Genomic DNA, 18,479 nt, shown 5'->3' on the forward strand with positions numbered 1-18,479 from the left:
TTAGGTTCCCCTCTTTTCCGCTTAGGTTCATTCGCTGAGGGGTAGGGAAGAGCATTCTGGGCCTAGGTGGCCTGTAACAGGTACAGACTGGAACCATCGCAAGACTGGAACTATCGCAATGTGAGGCTTGAACGTAAATTTTCCATGACTGGAGCCCACAGTCAGAAGATTCCGCAATCAGAAGATTCTGTAACCCCATCAGTAGAGAAATGTGTATTGCCCCTGATCTCCAAGCCTCTTCCTAATTGTTTCCATAAAAATTATTCCTGCAAAAAAAGACATGGCTTACACCATGTCCGCAGGAACAAAAAATTAGTTAGGGGCGCTTGAACCCCTAGCAATTAAGTTTGCAATCTCTAGCAATTAAGCTTCATCGAGAGCTGCAATACCAGGAAGCACCTTGCCTTCCAACAGTTCTAGGCTGGCACCACCACCCGTTGAGATGTGGCTCATTTGGCTAGCAACCCCCACTTTTTCTACGGCTGCCACAGAGTCACCACCGCCGATGATGGTGGTGCAACCTTGGGGCGTTAATCCTGCTAGGGTGTTGGCGATCGCTTCAGTTCCCTTAGCGAACTTGTCAATTTCAAACACACCCATGGGGCCATTCCAGATGACGCTCTTACAGTCAGCCAGAGCGGCTTGGAAGGTTGCTACGGAGTCGGGGCCGATGTCCAGACCCATCCAGCCATCGGGAATTGCTTCAGCAGCCACGGTTTGAGTATTCGCTTCAGCAGAGAATTTATCAGCTACTACAACGTCGGTCGGTAACAGCAACTCAACGCCTTTTTCTCTGGCTTTAATTTCCAAGGACTTCGCGAGTTCTATCTTGTCATCTTCTACCAACGAGCTACCGACGGACAGACCGCGGGCTTTGTAGAAGGTGAAGACCATGCCACCGCCGATGAACAGCTTGTCTACTTTTTCCAGCAGGGTTTCGATCACACCGATTTTGCTGGAGACTTTGGATCCGCCAACGATCGCCGCCAGAGGCTGTTGGGGATTTTCGATCGCTTCTTGCAGGAATTGCAGTTCTTTTTCTACCAGCAGACCAGCAACGGAGGGGCTGAGGTACTTGGTCACGCCCTCAGTGGATGCGTGGGCGCGGTGAGCGGTTCCGAAGGCATCGTTGACGTAGAGGTCAGCAACGGAAGCCAGTTTCTTAGCGAACTCGGGATCGTTCTTTTCTTCTTCGGGGTAGAACCGAACGTTTTCCAGCAACAACACGTCGCCATCGTTCAGGGCACCCACTTTTGCAGCCACATCATCGCCGATGCAATCATCGGTTTTGACGACGGACTTGCCGAGGAGTTCGGACAACCGTTGTGCAACGGGATCTAAACGCAGTTTGTCATCCACGCCCTTGGGACGACCGAAGTGGCTAGCCAGGATTACCTTCGCGCCCTTGGAAGTGAGGTTTTGAATGGTGGGCAGAGCAGCCCGGATCCGAGTATCGTCGGTAATATTGCGATTCTCATCTACAGGCACGTTAAAGTCTACACGGACAAATACGCGCTTGCCTTGTAAATCAGCGGCAGTCAAGTTTTCGATCGTCTTCTTAGGCACGGATCGACTCTCCCTCGATAGATTATTTGGATAAGTTTTTGTACCTAGTCCATATAGTCGCATTAATTCGTTACATACGATCCCCTATTTTTTAAGAATTTGCAGACGAAAAAATGTTCATACACAAATTCCCTCCCAGGTCGCGTAGGACTGCGATCTCAGCGTTGAAATTGCGCAATCTAAACGGAAGCAACCTGGAGAGAACCTTGATTGAATGGACTCGATCCGCAGCAAAACAGACCCCATAGCAGGCAAAACAGACCCCATAGTAGATCGGTGCGCTAGTAGATCGGTGCGCTGCTGTGATCGAGTAGCTTAAGGGAATCAGGGCCTAGCTAAGTCCTACCGTGAGTTGTTGTTTCGCCTCCTCCAGCGCCGCCTGGAGTTTGCTCGCATCTCGCCCTCCCGCCTGGGCAAAATTGGGACGACCACCGCCACCACCGCCACAGATTTTGGCGATCGCGCCCACAACTTTCCCCGCTTGCAGTCCTTTGTCGACAACACCCTTGGCAAAGGTGGCAACAAAATTAACCTTCCCTTCTTCAGGACTGGATCCGAGAACGACAGCACCCTCGCCTAGCTTTTGTAACAGGGTTTCCGCTGCGCTCTTGAGCGAGTCGGCATCGGCTCCTGGTAATTCTGCCACGAGCACCTTGAAGGATCCGATCGCCTCTGCTTCTGCTAGCAGTTGATCGGATTTGGCCACGGCTAACTGAGCCTTGGTTGCGGCCAATTGTTTTTGGGTGTCCTTCAGTTCCGTTTGTAGGCTGGTGATGCGATCGCTGATTTCCTCCGGTTTGACCTTAAAGCGATCGCTGAGATCCTTCACCACCGCTTCCCGAACGTTGAGGTAATCCAACACCGCTGGCCCTGCCACTGCTTCAATCCGACGGATCCCCGCAGCGACCCCCGTTTCCGAAATAATTTTGAACACGCCAATTTCCGCCGTGTTGTTCACGTGGGTACCGCCGCACAGTTCCATGGAGACGCCAGGAAAATCGATGACCCGCACCACATCGGCATATTTTTCGCCGAACATAGCAGTAGCCCCCTTAGCCTTAGCCTCGGTAAGGGACATTTCTGCAATTACGGATCCGTGGGCTTCGGCAATCCAGAGATTGACCTGTTCCTCTACTTGTTGCACCTGCTCTGGGGTAAGGGCTTTGGCATAGTTGAAGTCGAACCGCAGCCGATCGAAGGAGACTAAGGATCCGGCTTGACCGATATTTTCATCCACCAATTTTTTCAGGGCGGACTGCAAGAGGTGCGTGGCGGAGTGGTTGGCTTGGGCGCGGCGACGGCAGGCCAGATCAATCTGCGCAGTGACCGTGGATCCGGTTTGAAGGCTGCCCCGTTCCACCTTGCCATAGTGGACAAAGAACCCGGATTCCTTCTGCACATCTTCGATCCGTACCAGGGTGTCTCCGGTAGAGAAGTAGCCCCGATCGCCGATTTGTCCCCCAGATTCTGCATAAAAGGGTGTTTTATCCACGATCACTTGGACTGCTGTTCCCGCGATCGCTGTCTCTACCGGTTCACCGTTAACTAGCAACAATTCGACCTTGGCGGCATGACTGGTTTGTTGATGGCCCAGAAAATCCGTGGGATGAATTTGCTCTGCCAACGTGTCTAGGGAGCCTTGGACGGTGAGGTCGATCGACTTATGGGCAGCCTTAGCTCGTTCCCGCTGTTTTTCCATTTCAGCATTGAAGCCCGCCATATCCACGGTCAAGCCCTTTTCTTCAGCGATCTCTTGGGTCAATTCCACCGGGAAGCCGTAGGTGTCATAGAGAACGAAGGCATCTGTGCCAGGAATGGTGTCCTTGACCCGATCGAGGATTTCCTCTAGTAACTTCTCACCGCGATCGAGGGTTTCCCGGAAGCGTTGTTCTTCCAGTTGCAAATTAGATTGAATAAATTCTTCCCGTTCCCGTACGTTAGGATATTGGACTTCCGATAGCTGAATGGCTGTTTCAGCGACCTTAATTGTGAAATTTTCCTGAATCCCCAGCAATCGTCCGTGGCGTACCACCCGACGGATCAACCGTCGCAAAATATAGCCTCGACCTTCGTTGGAGGCAGTGATTCCATCAGCAATCATGTGTACCACTGCACGGACATGATCTCCAATGACCTTAAGGGAAACTTTAGTTTCTTCCGTTGCAGTGTGATAATCAATGCCAGCCAGGGCAGCGGCGGTTTCGATGATCGGGAAAATTAGGTCGGTTTCGTAGTTGTTGGGCTTTTTCTGGAGAATTTGAGCCATCCGCTCCAAGCCCATGCCGGTGTCAATATTCTGGTTTTGTAGGGGCGTTAGGGTACCTTCGGCATCCCGGTTGTACTGCATGAAGACCAGGTTGTAGAACTCGATAAACCGCGAGTCATCTTCCAGGTCAATGGCATCGTCGCCTAACTCCGGCTTGAAGTCGTAGTACAGTTCTGAACAGGGACCGCAGGGGCCAGTGGGGCCGGATACCCAAAAGTTGTCATCTGCGCCCATACGCTGAATCCGGTGGGCGGGAATGCCAATGTCATCGCGCCAGAGGGCAAAGGCTTCGTCATCCTCTTCAAAGACGCTGACCACGACCCGATCGGGCGGAATTTGAAAGACTTGGGTGGTCAGTTCCCAAGCGTAGGCGATCGCTTGTTTTTTGAAGTAATCGCCAAAGCTGAAGTTGCCCAACATTTCAAAGAATGTATGGTGGCGAGCCGTGCGACCCACATTCTCAATATCATTGGTGCGAATACATTTCTGGGAGGTGGTTGCCCGAGGAAACTCTGGCTGGCGCTGGCCTAGAAAAATGGGCTTAAACGGTAACATCCCCGCGATCGTCAGCAGTACGGTGGGATCTTCGGGTACGAGGGAGGCACTCGCCATGGGCTTATGTCCCTTGCTTTCAAAGAAGGCCAGAAACTGTTGACGAATTTGTGCGCCGCTCAAAGGAGTCGGGGTTTGCGGGGTTGCCATGGCAGGTTTATCGAGTTTGTCAAAATTCCACAGAATACTATCTTAATTCTGCCGTGGAATTCTCACAAAGACAGGATTCTACATGGGGAAATCCGGCATGGTTGTCGATCGTACCTATCCCCTTGGGCTGAAGTTAATTAACTGGGGCTTAACTGGAGCCTGACTGGAGCCTGACTAGGGCAGGTCGATCGGGCTAGCGCTGGATCGTCAACCCTGCCTCCTCGCAAATCCCAGGGACAAACGAGGTTGACAAAATGGGCATGACAAAATGGGCATGACAAAACGAGGGAGACAGAACAGGGTTACAAGCTGTCATCCAACTTTAAGCCCTTGGCAATTCGTCCCAGTTCTGCCTTTTCGTCGATCGCAATGCGGCTGGGGGAACCGCTGATAATACGCTCGAAATTGCGGAAGGAATCCTTGATTTCTGGCCCTTGGGCACTGATGGTGTACTCCCGGATGCCCTTGTCGTGCCAGGAGCCCCGCATCTTGAAGACGTTGAGCGCTCGCGACATCTCACCCCGAATTTCCACATACTGCAACATGATGATCGTGTCGGTGATGGTGGAAATGTGGGAATCCGTAATCGAGTGGGAACCCATGAACTGGTCGGTGGTGTTGGTGAAGAAGCCGGTAATTTCTTCCTGCTTGGCAAAGCCTGTCACCCCAATCACAAACTGCCGGAAGGCATTATTGCTCACGCCCCGCGCCAAGGCGGAGAGGGAATCGATCGCAATGCGAGTGGGCTTGAATTCCGCAATTTCCGACTTAATGATTTGCAGGTGGTCTTCTAAGCCTGCCGATTCTGGGTAGGCACAGATAATTTTGAGCAGCCCCTGTTGTTCCAGGTCTTCAAAGTCAATGCCCCAGGAATAGGCATTGCGGGACAGTTGGGCGCGGGATTCTTCGTAGGCAAATAAAATAGCCCGTTCCCCTTGCATACAGCCTTCCTGGAGGAACTTGCTGACCAAGAGGGTTTTTCCGGTACCTGTGGCCCCCGTTGCCAGGATGATCGAGTCCTTGAAAAAGCCCCCGCCGCACATTTCGTCCAAGGTTTTGACCCCGGAGGAGACGCGGGCATTGGACGATCGCTGGGTAAGCCGCATTGCGCCCAAGGGAAAGATGTTGATGCCCTGGTCGGTAATGGTGAAGGGGTACTCGCCCTTCATATGGGTGGTGCCGCGCAATTTGAGGATTTCCATGGTGCGCCGTCGGCGCTCACCCTCTAGGACGTTGCGCACAATTACAACGTTGTCGGACACAAATTCCTCAACGCCAAACCGGGCCACGGGGCCGTACTCTTCGGTACGCTCGGTGGTAATCACGGTGGTTACCCCAATCTGCTTCAGCCGAGAGACAAGGCGCAGAATTTCGCGGCGTACCACGGAGGCGGAGTCGTACTGCTGGAACAGTGCCGTCACGGAATCGATCGACACCCGTTTGGCTTTGTACTTGCGAATGGCGTACTGAATTCGTTCAATCAAGGCGGAAAAATCGAAATTTCCCACCACTTCCTGCCCTTCAGGGTCGGGCGAGGCATCCAGAATGAACAATTTACCTTCATCAATCAGTCTTTGGAGATCCCATCCAAAGCTCACCGCGTTTTTGATGATGTCCGCTGTTGATTCTTCAAAGGTGACAAAAATGCCTGCTTCGTCGAATTGGGTGATGCCATTGTAAAGAAATTGAACGGCAAAAAGGGTTTTTCCGGTTCCTGACGTGCCGCTTACCAAGCTGGTGCGACCGACTGGAAACCCGCCATGACTAATATCATCGAAGCCCTCAATCATGGTGCGAATTTTTTGCACCCCGACTAGTTCCGAGCGACTCCGTAGTTCAGATTGCTTGTTGGCATCCATAGAAATTTATCAAACGCCGGAGTAAACTCCCGCAAAGTCTTGATCAAAGGTTTGTAACACTTCTCATGTTTTTATCACAAAAAATGCAAACTCATGGACGATTCCCCGGTTTTCCCTAAGGTTCTGGGGTGGGAGGCTGATCCTGCCATGCGTCATTTTTTTCATCCTGGAGCTCACTGTACAGCAGGTCAAGGCCAATCAGAACGCGTTCCCGATCGGACAGGTCACCAATGATTTTTCGCACCGGAGGCGGCAATAATTTAGCCAGGGTGGGGGTGGCTAGAATTTTATCTTCTTCGGCCAATTGGGGGTTCTTGAGAACATCAATGACCTTAAGGGCGTAGACACCTTGAAATTCTTCTTCCAGGATGTTATTGAGCGTTTTGAGCGCCCGAATGGAGTTCGGTGTATTCCCAGCTACATAAAGCTTGAGAACGTAGGTTTTTCGAGTTGCTTGCATAGGACTTACCACTAGGACATACCACAATGGAGCACAGCATGGAGCACAGCGCAGACGTCGGTTGGAATGACTAGAAAAACGCTGCGGAGACTGTCAGTAACCGAGTTGATTACCAAGGAGCTATCCCTTGCACGGTAGATCACTCGGGGGGATCACGGATAACAGCCGGTGCATGAAATAGAATGAGTGGTGGGTGACTGACTCCAAACAAATGACTCAGAACAACCGTTATGCTATCGGCTGATTTACCAGATCGCGCTGATTCACAGATAATTTACAGAATCGATCGTAACGAATGAGGCCCTTGGGTGCAAAGGAATGGTTGCAAACCATCGTCTGACGGCAATCTCTGCACTGCAATAGGCACGAAAAATATGCACAGAGTTGCAACAAGAGCTTCCCCAGCCTCAGGTGCCAGATTCACAGGTGCCATTCTCAGACAAAATCCTAGGAATCCGCTGATTCTCGCGGGATAGAACGACGGTACATTTCGCAGAGATGGGCCAGGGTATCAATCAGCGTTAAGCGGTAGTCTAAAACGACGTCCTCATTTCTCCCTTCTAATTTTAACTGCTTCGCAAATTCGTCCATAATCTCCATATGGATTTCTACCACCTTTGAGACTGGGATATCTGCGAGGAAGGCGATATCCACATAGGCATCAATCTTTTGATTGAGGGTTGCGCCATCTGCAAAGTAGCCCACGATGATCTCTCGATAACTTTTCTTCAACTCTTGTAAGAAGTCATGTTGTTCATTGGCGGGGAGATTGCGTAAGAAGTTGCGAGGACTCCGCTTGTAGTACACCCCCAAGTAGCCCAACCGTTCCTTGAGCTTGTCAGTCAGTCGCCGCTGTTGCAGCATTAAAAAGTTTTGAGTGGTGAGATCTGTGGTGAGGTCGAGATCGGCAGTGGGCGTTGTCGGCAAACGGCAGGAAGGAGAGAGGGTCAGGAATTCCGCGATCGCACGATTAATTTCATCGCTCAGATAGTCCAAATGGGTTTCCGAGAGACGAATCTCAGCGGTGTGATAGAGAAACGTCAGATTTGCATCACTGGGATCGAGGGATTGTGCCTCTGGAATTGACTCGTCCGTATCACTGTGGGGTTCCAGGATCACAGTCGGTAGCAGCGTGCCATGGTCATGGAGCCAACTGATGAGATTGGCCAAGGAAGGGCCCGTGTGCAGCACTAAACAATCAATTTGTTGCCGATCTGCTTCAATGGCATAGAAGAACTCGGACTGGGATTTGGGCGTTATTAAGATATATCGATCTGGATCCAGCAGTTTTTTAGCGGTAGCCAAAATCGCTGGAGATGCGCCAAAAATACAAATGAGTAAGGTTGGCGAACTGGAAGATGTAGAAGAAAAGGAAATCACAGTGGGAATTAAAAAAGATATTTAAATTGGCGGAGTCAGTATTGGCGGAGTCAGCGCGGCGGAATTCCCTGGAATCCCCACAGAACTTCACAACCTCTCTGATGGGGGCGGAGTTCTGGCCGCTGGGGGCAAGATCGAGGGAGAACGAAAAACTTGTAGGAATGAATGAAACTTTAATTGACTTAAGCTTTTCTTAAGATTGAAAGCGTGAATTCATTATAACGGGACAACCCTTTTCGTTGAATCCAGAGTCATAATTGGGGCATGGCCTTGAATTGTATCGCAGGGCCGCAACGGTCGTGGGTCTCCTGGGATTCATTGCTTTCTAGCATAAATAGAGTCAGTCGAGAGTGTCCTGGAATTCACCGTGTCTTCGATCGAGTTGAATTAAGTGAAATAAATAGTGATTTCTGAGATCGGTTGACTTATCTGAGTCTCTTTGACGAAGGGACTTCGCTTGTAGGCTAATGTTGCATTTTGCACCCTTTGCATTTTGCACCCTTTGTATTCTGAACCTTTTGCATTCTGTACCCTTTGCATTCTGTACCCTTTGTATTCTGTACCCTTTGCATTCTGTACCCTTTGCATTCTGTACCCTTTGCATTTTGCCCCTCGGATCATCCTTAAATCTTCAATTGCTTGAACTTGCTCGAACTTGCCCGAATGACACCTGTGCTAGAGTTATATGCTCAACGAAGCGCCGCCGCCACAATTTGGGAGATCCCCTGCAACGGGGATTTCCTGTTCCGCAACGCTATCCCTGAGGTCGGCGCTCCTGCAATGTCACCAACGGCGCAGCGATCAAATTGTAATTGTCGATGCCCAGTCTCAAGTGATTGGGACGCTGTTTCTCCATCAGTTATTGCCAAAGTTACTCGATCGTAGCCTTGAACTAGAGCAATCCTTGGAGGATGTGAAGTCCTTGTGGAGCCTAGCTGAAGCCCCGGTCACTCAACCCTTGGCGCTAGATCAGATGCCATTTCTCCTTGAGTTGCTGAATTACTTGCCCTTGCCAGTTCTTCTGTGTAGTCAACATTCGAGCCAATGGCATTCTAATTTTCAATGGCGAAAATTAGTTGAAGATCTTGAAGAACCTATGGCGTTACTGCAGTGGGTAAGTCGTTTCTTGCAGGGGGAGAAGATGGTCTCCAGCCCGCCCCTCTTGGACGATCCCACCCTGGGAGGAGACACTTGGGATCACCGGGGATCAGTGCCGCCGGTTCCGCCGGGCGCGCAGACGGGGATGAGAGCCATACCGAGCGCACTCTACCGTTGTAGCTGCAAGACGGGGCAGGAGGTTGTCTTGCAATTTACCCCGGTTCCCTTGAGTACAGCCCTGCTAGCGGTTACAGCCAATCCACGAGGAGCCACAGGTGTGTGGCGCGCCGATCGCCCCCCAGCAGAGGGAGATCGGCCCGTAGCGCCTGAAATATTGCTGGATCCCACCTTGATGGCTTCCCAAATTGCGACCCTGGAACGCCAAACTGAAGGGCGGGGGACGGGATTGAGCGAAAGTTGGGACTTGATTTGGGTGCAAGATGTCACAGAACAACACCAACTGGCGCGGGAATTAGCAGCAAAAAATGCTGATTTAATCCAATTGAATCGACTGAAGGATGACTTTTTGGCCTGCATGAGCCATGAGTTACGCACACCCCTTACGGCGGTTTTAGGCCTATCCAGCCTGATGAAAGAGGAGTCAATCGGTGCGCTGAACGATCGGCAACGCCGTTACATTCAACTGATTCATCGCAGTGGTAAACACTTGATGCATCTGGTCAATGACATTCTCGATCTGACGCGCATGGAAGCGGGACAGGTGGAATTAACTTGTCAAACGATTCGGATCGCTGAGATTTGTCAAATTGCTTTTGACCAAGCACAACAGATGCGCTGGCCTCCAGTGGACGAATCGCCACCCCAGGGGAGTCAGGCCACTCCCATTCTCCTCGATCCTTCACAGGTTTCGGAACTCGCCCTGGAAGTGGAACCGGGTCTGGAAACGGTGGTCGCCGATCCCAATCGGCTGAAACAGATGTTGGTGCACCTATTGTCCAATGCCCTCAAGTTCACAGAACCGGAGGGCAAGGTGGGGATTAAGGTGGCCAACTGGGAAGGCTGGATTGCCTTTACCGTCTGGGATACCGGCATTGGGATTCCTGCCGACAAACAGCATTTGATCTTTCAGAAATTTCAACAGTTAGAAAGCCCCTTGACGCGGCAGTTTGAAGGAACGGGGTTGGGGCTGGTTCTGACCCAACGGCTCGCTCGGCTCCATGGGGGGGATGTCACGTTTATCTCTCGGGAAAATAAGGGCAGTCAGTTTACCCTGCTACTGCCACCCACTCCACCGGTATTTACGTCTGTGGTGGCGATCGACGATCCCCCCGATCGGGGCGTGCGTGCAAGCAATCGGCTCGTTCTGGTGGTGGAAGTCAGTTTGCGAAACCTGGAGGATGTCAGTGACCAATTGATGGCATTGGACTATCGCGTCATTGTGGCACGATCGGGCACCGAAGCCCTAGAAAAAGCGCGCCAGCTCCAACCCTACGCGATTTTGCTCAATCCTTTTTTGCCGATGCTATCGGGATGGGATGTGTTGACCCTGCTCAAATCCGATCCCAAAACCTGTCAAATCCCGGTGGTGGTTATGGCAACCCAAGCAGCACAGCACCAAGCTTACTGCAACCAAGCGGATGGTTTTTTAGGGATTCCCATTCGCCATCGCTTACTGGCCCATACGTTAGAACAGTTAACGCAAACTCCCGTAGAGTTATCCACCCCAACCTCAAACGCATCTCCCTCAATCCTTTGCCTATCCCCGGAGGCCGATGGGGCTGGGATCGAATGGAGTCATCTGCTTCACAGCCATAACTATCGGGTGATTGAAGCAACGGATTTAGAACAGGCAGAATTGCTGGCGCGGGTCTGGCAACCGAAGGGGGTGTTACTCAGTGGTGAGGTTTCGGATCCGCTTACCTATCTCAATCAACTGCGCTTGCAAACCTGCTTAGCTTCATTACCGATCGTGGTTTTGGATATGGCTGTTGCTCAGGCAGCCATTCAACTCAAAGAGCTGACCATCTTTCCTTGTTTAATGAACCAAACGCGGTTGCCCCTAACTCCTGAAGTGGCCCGATCTCTGTTACAAGTGATTGAAGTTGCGGTCAACTCTGGCACCAGACAACCCTTTTTATTGGCTGTAGATGGCGCGATTTTTAGCCATCGGGTGGGCCACGAGACCAAGTTACTGGCCCAGGGCTTGGATTGGCTGAATGCCTTAATGCAGTACATTCATACCGCAGGGCTGAGGGGGGCGATCGTCCCGGAGAGTTCAGTCTTGTTGCGCAAGCTGCAAACCCAAACCGTGAATCAGTTGCTGGTGTATTGGCACGAAGGCATTTCAGCGGAAACCATTAAGCTAGGCCTGCAACAGGTCAATCAGATCAACCCCCATTTGCCCATTTTGCTGGTTGATTACCACACGAAATCTGGACGGCGACGGGGATCCTTTTCAGCAATGCCTAATGTACAAGTAACCTCACCCAATTTACCGATGGAAAGCTTACTAGATCAGGTGCGGCAGCAATTGGGGTTGCCATCCTGACGGATGAGAGTTGAGGGATTGCGGCTAGACAAGACAAGGTTCGACAACCTGACCGAATTCGACAACCTGACCTAAGAGGATTTCTGAACGAAGATGGCTTAATTGGGCAATGCGCTTAGAGCCGTAACGGACTCAATCCAGTTGGCAACTAATAAGCGCGATCGCTGCCCCTGGGGATCAATCCTATAAATGGCGCTCCCGTTAGTAAATACGATCGTGCCATCCGGGGCTAGGTCAAAGGCCAAAACCCCTTCTGCAATGACTTCCGGATTGCCGACACCTTGCTGGGGTTGCCTTACCAGTTGCCAGGTTCGCGGCACCAACGAAGGGGCATCCGCATCCCCAAAGTTTTTATCCTTCAACTGTTCGGGCGTAATCCATTCCCCCCAAGCTTTGAGCATTTTGGGTTCCACTTTTTGATGGGTGCCCGCTCGCATCAGAGGCTTGCCCGTGTACATTTGCGTAAAAAAGTTCAGCCACTGAAAAATTGCGTACAGCAAGCGCACGGGGATCAAGAGAATTTCTTTGAGCACTTTGAGGGGATTGAAGCCACTATGGCGAGCTTTGTAGGGCCGACGGATGTAGTAGAGCAGGCCATCGACTCCGATCTGTGGGGACAGTAAATCCGCCTTAGGATCCGCTGCTAGGGTCGTAATATCCCCTTGCTTAAAATCGAGCTTTTCGATCGTAAACGGGGCTCGATCGCCCACATAGCCATCTGCCGTTCGCCCTAAACCTGCGGACTGATAGACCAATGCTTTGCCTGCGCCCGGAATCCACCGAGGAGCCAAATCGAGGGAGTCGCCTTCAGTAATGTCGCGGGGGCGGTTGCCATCAATGGCCATGGTGGCGATGTTGGAAATGCCCGTTGCATAGGTCGTTGTGCAAGCAATCAGACCCAACTCCGGCTGATAATCCAAATGCCCCACCCGAAAATCTGCATTGTGAAACAGGCGCAATTCTCGATCGCAACTGGGATCGAAGCGGAAAATTCCCCCCACATCTCCCGCTTCCAGGGCATAGAGCAAGGTTTGATCCTGTCCCTGGCACAGACTGGTAATCGCGATCGGGATCGTGGCCTCCGGTTGATTTTTCATCTGAGTCACCGCCGCTGGAGGCATCATCATTTCCATAATGCCGCGATTTTTCCAGGCTTTTTGGCGCTGTATTTGTAGGCTTCTGACCTGAACGGTTTGGCCAAATTCGCTTTCTATTTCCTTAGGCTGGGCATTGTGCGTGGTTAGAAAGAGTTTGCCTTGTGTCAGATAAGCAATCTGCATAAATATTAACCAGCGATAAATTGATCCGTAATAACCACTACAAGCGCGATCGCAGTTTCTTCAGGATTATGCCCACAAATTGAGAATTTGACAGCAGAAGGATGCAATCTCGTAATTCTACGGAATCGAAGAAGGTGCCTAGGTAGCAACAACCATGGGGTTCATCATCCCCCGATTGTCGGTGCACAACCCAGTAGATTCAAAACCGTGAGTGCATAAAATCAGTTCCGTGGATCTACTGATCAATGAATGAATAACTTGTCTGTTGATGATTTAAGCCCCCATCAAAACTATGAAATCAGGTGTATTACAAACATCAAGTCTTTTTCTGATGTCCGTCCTGGAAGGGTTGGTGGATGGAATTTTGATTGTGCAACCCCAAGGAGACTTAGTCTATGCGAATCTCCCAGCCCAGCGAATTTGCCAAGCCCTGACTAACCAAGTCGGTGCAATCCCCAAAGAAGTTCGATCGCTCTGTGATTCGTTGCAAGAAAGTCGTGACTGGTTTGGCAATCAACCGCTTGTACTGGAGTCCGAAATCATGATTGCCAATCACGATCGCTATCGCCTGCGGGTGCAGTGGTTGCAATTGGATACGATCGCCGATCCCTGCTTCTTAGTCCGGTTAGAGGATCAGCAACAATCCTGGCAAAGCCTCGCATTCTCCGAGGCCCAACGCTATGGATTAACCCCTCGGGAAGCGGAAGTTTGGCAGCTCCGGCGGGCAAATCTTTCCCGCAAGGAAATTGCTGAACGGCTGCACATCACGATCGACACCGTGAAAAAGCATCTCTGTAATATTCAGATGAAACGCCAAATGGAAGAGTTAGAAGCCTGCTAAATTCAAATCTTTGGGCAGGCCCACCCATCTACAGTCTGCCACCTCAGTAGACCGCGCAATAAAAAAGCCCTACTCACCCCAATCCAGCGGGGTTTGAGTAGAGCTTACTTCCAGTTAACGGTTTACGACTGGCTAACCTATGGGTGTCCAACTAACGGATGGGTGTCTACCGGGTGTTCCCATGTCAGCCTCGGTCAGCTAACTAGGCTAACCAATCAACTAGGCTAACCAATCAACTAGGTCAACTAACCAACTAGGTCAACTAACTAGGCAAAAGTTGCCATTTTCACGTCATTGGTTGCCAACAGTTCTTGCAGTTCCTCCGCATCTACCGTTTCTTTCTCAATCAGCATTGCTGCCAACTTATCCAGAATGTGTCGGTTTTCCGTCAGAACTTGCTTACAGCGACGGTAGGCTTGATCAACCAAGTTCCGCACTTCGTCATCCACCGTTGCAGCGGTTTCTTCCGAAAAGTCCCGCTCAGACATGATGTCGCGACCGAGGAACATGCTGCCGGAGGAACGACCCAAGGCAACCGGCCCCAGCCGATCGCTCATCCCAAACCGCATCACCATCTGACGAGCGACCCGTGCCACCTGTTGCAGGTCATTGGATGCACCGGTGGTGACTTCTTCGTCTCCGAAGATAATTTCTTCAGCCACTCGGCCCCCTAGGGCAACGGCCATCTGGTTTTGCAGGTAGGAACGGGAGTACAGACCCGAATCCATGCGCTCTTCGCTGGGGGTGAACCAGGTTAAGCCACCGGCCCGACCACGAGGAATGATGCTGATTTTTTGCACGGGATCATAGTCCGGCATCAAAGCACCAACGATCGCGTGACCGGCTTCGTGGTAGGCCACCAATTCCTTGCGCTTCTCGCTCATGACCCGATCTTTCTTCTCGGGGCCAGCCAGGACGCGATCGATCGCATCGTTGACTTCATCCATGGAGATTTCCGTCAAGTTACGGCGAGCGGCCAAGATAGCTGCTTCGTTGAGCAGGTTAGACAGATCCGCACCTGTGAAACCCGGCGTCCGACGGGCAATTTTCTCCAGATCCACATCCTTACCGAGGGTTTTGCCACGGGCATGGACTTTTAGGACTTCAAAGCGACCGGCATAGTCGGGCCGATCGACAACCACTTGGCGATCAAAACGACCGGGGCGCAGCAGAGCCGCATCCAAGACATCAGGACGGTTGGTGGCCGCGATGATGATGATGCCCGTATTGCCTTCAAAGCCGTCCATTTCGGTCAGCAATTGGTTCAGGGTTTGTTCCCGCTCGTCGTTACCACCGCCGAGACCTGCACCCCGCTGACGACCCACCGCATCAATTTCATCGATAAAGACGATGCAAGGCGCGTTGGTTTTCGCCTGTTCGAACAAGTCGCGAACGCGGGATGCACCTACCCCAACGAACATTTCCACAAATTCCGAACCGGAGATCGAGAAGAAGGGCACACCTGCTTCCCCGGCAACGGCTTTGGCCAGGAGGGTTTTCCCGGTTCCAGGGGGGCCTACCAGCAACACACCCTTAGGAATCTTTGCGCCCACTGCGGTAAAGCGATCGGCATTTTTCAAGAAATCCACCACTTCCGCCAGTTCCAGCTTGGCCTGGTCAATCCCAGCCACATCACCAAAGGTGACTTGGGTTTGGGGTTCCATTTGCACCCGAGCCTTGGACTTGCCAAAGTTCATGGCTTGGCTACCGGGGCCATTCTGGGCACGGCGCAACAGGAAAAATAGACCGACCAACAGCAGAATGGGGAAGAACAGGCTACTCAATGCCCGCAGCCAGAAGCCTTCATCCTGTTGAGGCAGGACAGAGATATCCACATCATTCTTGGTGAGGGTATCGATCAGCTTCGTGTCGCCTGGGAGGAGGTTAACGATGAATTTCTCCCCATCTTTGCGTGTCACCACTGCACGGGTGCGATCGCCACTCAGGCTGGCTTTTTCAACCTGTTTCGCTTCAACTTGCTGAATAAACTCACTATATTTCCAGTTTTCCTTTGCAGGCGGCTGGCGATCAATAAACGCCGTCGCCAGTGCGATGACGACGATCGCCAAGAGCGCATAGAGTCCTGCATTTCTCCACCGTTTATTCACCGGGGTTATCCCTCCTAAAGGATGTGATGGGTCGATCCCTAGTTTGCTTCTTATTGTTAATTAATCTTAACGTATCCTCAGAAACTTGGGATCCCCTCTCAGAATGCGATCGGGTGTGGAATGCCGCACTGGAGATTCTTGCCCTAGCCTTTTATGCTTGACGAAGATTTCTCCAATGCCACTATTCCCTTAGTCCATCATCTCCTTAAATAATCGGGATAGAGATTAAATTTCCAGAGACTAAATTTCCTGGGTTGGGGCTGCTGTATTGGCAGTGGGTTGTAGGTGCTCAGTTTGTAAGCGTGGGGTCCCCTCGATCGGCGACATCCCCAGCATCCAAGCCCGGAGGAGTAGAAACGCAGCCATCAAACCAAACAATGCAATGACAAATTCTCCCTGCGACCGCCGTTGAAGGCGTTGCTGACGCAAGCTTCTGCGGATTGACTTCATAGGTTATGGATTTGGGTAGATAAAATATCGGTGAAGTGCCTGTAATGGTGAGCGATCTGGGGCAAAAGACAACCACCGTTCTCCCAGTAACACTCGGTTAATTGGCACAATTTCTACTACACAGTTGGAATAGGCCATTACGTGAAACCGCTGAATCAAGTCAGTAGTCCACGGCACTTGAGCAGTGGGTAAGCCTTGGGACTGGCAAAATTGCAGGATAGCCCGTCGCTGGATACCCGCTAAGAGACCGTTGTCGAGGGGTGGGGTGTACCAAGTCCCATCTGTGTAACCCCAGAGATTTCCTGTACTGGTTTCTAGCCAATGGCCTTGGGAGTTCGTCAAAATGGCTTCCTGGGCTTGGTGGGTCTGGGCGGTTTGTAGCGCAAGCCAGGGGGCGAGGTAATTTCCCGTTTTCTGTGCCGGGAGCGATCGCGCCCAATCCGGGTCGGCTACCCAGGCGGTAATTCCCTGTTGCTGTCGTTGGGTGAGGTCGGCAGGTAAGGGGCGTCCGGTAATCCACTCGCGGCCATCAGGAAACAGAGTAATGCGCAGAATCGGATAATGCTGGCTCATCTGAACAGCTCCCTGGTGCACCCGCTGCCAATCCGGTGTCCGCCAACGGAAGGTTTGAAGATTGGCGCGCAGCCGATCGCAGTGGTCAGGCCAGTGGGTTAAGGGATGATCGAGGGATTGGTGATATACCCGCAGCGTGGTGAATACGGTGGCTCCGTAAAGCAATCCTGGATCCGTAATTGGGAGCTCGATCGTAGCGCCCAATTGCATCGTGCCGTTGAACCAAAACCCTAAATTTTGTGGGGTAGTCATAGGAATCGGGAGGGAGACTGGATAGACTAGAAAATCGCAAGATAAGACGTTGTCCAGAAACTTCATTCATTAAGCGCCATGGCAAGCAAAGACCAGCATTTAGGGTGGCTGAAAAAAGGGGATACTGCGCTGGAGTGGAAGCAGTATAAACAAGCGATCGCAGCCTACGAAAAAGCGACCAAAGCTAAGTCTAACTGTGTCGAGGCTTGGACTAAGTTGGGGCGTGCTTGCATGGATATAGAAGAGTTCGATCGGGCGATCGCGGCCTTTGACAAAGTCATTAAGCTTGAACCAGATAATTTTGACGGGTATTTCTATAAAGCGGCGGTGCAGGAAGAAGCTGGGCAAATCGATGCAGCCGAAGCCACCCATCGTCAAGTAGTCGAGATTTTGGATGATCATCCCGGCTGTTATTTTAGTTTGGGAACATTTCTGAATCGCCAAAAGCGCTATGAAGAAGCATTGGAATTTCTGACCCAGGCGGTGGAGATGGCTCCCAATCCCATGAATCTGACCGCCCGCAGTTTTTCCCTAGAGAGCCTAGAACGATACGAAGAGGCACTCTCAGATCTGAATCGGGTGGACAGCTATGGTGCGTTTTACATGGTTTACCACAGCCGAGGTCAGCTCTTAGAAAAACTAAAACGCTACGATGAAGCGCTAGAAGTCTACAAGGAAGGGATGGAGCAAGATCCAATCCCTCTCTTGTTGCTGGATCAGACCTATCTGTTAGAAACGCTGGGGCGCACGGAAGAGGCAGAGGCGATCTACGCTGACGAGATGGAAAATTCGAAGGAGGGTGAATTCCCGGAGCTGGGGTATAACATCAGAGCTCAAACTAAACAACGGCTAGAGCTCTATGATGAGGCGATCGCGATCTATGAAGAGGGTTTACAGGAATACCCTGACAATCCCGGCTTTCTCTATGACATAGCAATCTGTTACAGCCAAAAAGGAGATGCGGATCAAGCGCTGCAAACCCTGAAAAAAGCGATCGCGGGGAACGAAGACATGCGTGAGTGGGCCAAGGAGGAGCCACTGCTGTTAAAAGGATTAAAAGATAATGATGTCTTTGAACAGTTAGTTGGTTTAGATCGTGAGTCGGTTTAGATCGTGAGTTTAGTTTCAGCAATAG

The 18,479-nt window shown here is 51.4% G+C and carries 12 protein-coding genes; 3 read left to right on the forward strand and 9 right to left on the reverse strand.

The genetic code is table 11. The features are described 5' to 3' along the window. Positions 1 to 363: 363 nt before the first annotated feature. The 5 genes from H6G21_RS21810 to H6G21_RS25840 form a co-directional block, all read right to left on the reverse strand. Positions 364 to 1,566: a phosphoglycerate kinase gene (locus tag H6G21_RS21810; protein WP_190575925.1), complete on the reverse strand. Its 1,203-nt coding sequence runs from the start codon at positions 1,564 to 1,566 to the stop codon at positions 364 to 366. 331 nt (positions 1,567 to 1,897) lie between these two features. Beyond that, positions 1,898 to 4,534 carry an alanine--tRNA ligase gene (alaS, locus tag H6G21_RS21815; RefSeq protein ID WP_190575927.1) on the reverse strand — a complete coding sequence of 879 codons (2,637 nt, stop codon included), beginning with the start codon at positions 4,532 to 4,534 and terminating at the stop codon, positions 1,898 to 1,900. 302 nt (positions 4,535 to 4,836) lie between these two features. After that, the gene (kaiC, locus tag H6G21_RS21820) at positions 4,837 to 6,393 is read right to left on the reverse strand and encodes a circadian clock protein KaiC (RefSeq protein WP_190575929.1); all 1,557 of its coding nucleotides are present in this window, start codon (positions 6,391 to 6,393) and stop codon (positions 4,837 to 4,839) included. Positions 6,394 to 6,508: 115 nt separating this feature from the next. Further along, positions 6,509 to 6,853, reverse strand: coding sequence for a circadian clock protein KaiB (gene kaiB, locus H6G21_RS21825; RefSeq protein WP_190575931.1), 345 nt, complete (start codon positions 6,851 to 6,853; stop codon positions 6,509 to 6,511). Positions 6,854 to 7,300: 447 nt separating this feature from the next. Beyond that, a complete protein-coding gene (locus tag H6G21_RS25840) occupies positions 7,301 to 8,233 on the reverse strand; it encodes a circadian clock protein KaiA (protein ID WP_347278055.1) in 933 nt (310 codons plus the stop codon). Positions 8,234 to 8,918: 685 nt separating this feature from the next. Between H6G21_RS25840 and H6G21_RS21835 the strand changes: the two genes are divergently transcribed. Then, entirely contained in the window at positions 8,919 to 11,840 is a 2,922-nt protein-coding gene (locus H6G21_RS21835) for an ATP-binding protein (protein ID WP_190575933.1), read from the forward strand. Between the two features lie 98 nt (positions 11,841 to 11,938). Here H6G21_RS21835 and H6G21_RS21840 read toward each other — a convergent pair whose 3' ends face one another. Continuing rightward, a complete protein-coding gene (locus tag H6G21_RS21840; RefSeq protein WP_199307376.1) occupies positions 11,939 to 13,120 on the reverse strand; it encodes a hypothetical protein in 1,182 nt (393 codons plus the stop codon). 331 nt (positions 13,121 to 13,451) lie between these two features. On the opposite strand from H6G21_RS21840, the gene H6G21_RS21845 reads away from it, so the two are divergent. Further along, the gene (locus tag H6G21_RS21845) at positions 13,452 to 13,961 is read left to right on the forward strand and encodes a LuxR C-terminal-related transcriptional regulator (RefSeq protein WP_190575935.1); all 510 of its coding nucleotides are present in this window, start codon (positions 13,452 to 13,454) and stop codon (positions 13,959 to 13,961) included. Positions 13,962 to 14,227: 266 nt separating this feature from the next. On the opposite strand, the gene ftsH3 is transcribed toward H6G21_RS21845, so the two are convergent. The 3 genes from ftsH3 to H6G21_RS21860 form a co-directional block, all read right to left on the reverse strand. After that, positions 14,228 to 16,069 (reverse strand): ATP-dependent zinc metalloprotease FtsH3, encoded by a 1,842-nt coding sequence (gene ftsH3, locus H6G21_RS21850; RefSeq protein ID WP_347278056.1) that lies wholly within the window; start codon positions 16,067 to 16,069, stop codon positions 14,228 to 14,230. A 240-nt stretch (positions 16,070 to 16,309) separates the two neighbouring features. After that, positions 16,310 to 16,519: a hypothetical protein gene (locus H6G21_RS21855; protein WP_190575937.1), complete on the reverse strand. Its 210-nt coding sequence runs from the start codon at positions 16,517 to 16,519 to the stop codon at positions 16,310 to 16,312. Positions 16,520 to 16,522: 3 nt separating this feature from the next. After that, entirely contained in the window at positions 16,523 to 17,344 is an 822-nt protein-coding gene (locus H6G21_RS21860) for an aminotransferase class IV (protein WP_190575939.1), read from the reverse strand. A 78-nt stretch (positions 17,345 to 17,422) separates the two neighbouring features. Here H6G21_RS21860 and H6G21_RS21865 point away from each other — a divergent pair, with 78 nt between their 5' ends. Further along, positions 17,423 to 18,454 carry a tetratricopeptide repeat protein gene (locus tag H6G21_RS21865; RefSeq protein WP_190575941.1) on the forward strand — a complete coding sequence of 344 codons (1,032 nt, stop codon included), beginning with the start codon at positions 17,423 to 17,425 and terminating at the stop codon, positions 18,452 to 18,454. Positions 18,455 to 18,479: the final 25 nt, after the last annotated feature.

This window comes from Alkalinema sp. FACHB-956 (assembly GCF_014697025.1).
Classification (GTDB): domain Bacteria; phylum Cyanobacteriota; class Cyanobacteriia; order Leptolyngbyales; family Leptolyngbyaceae; genus Alkalinema.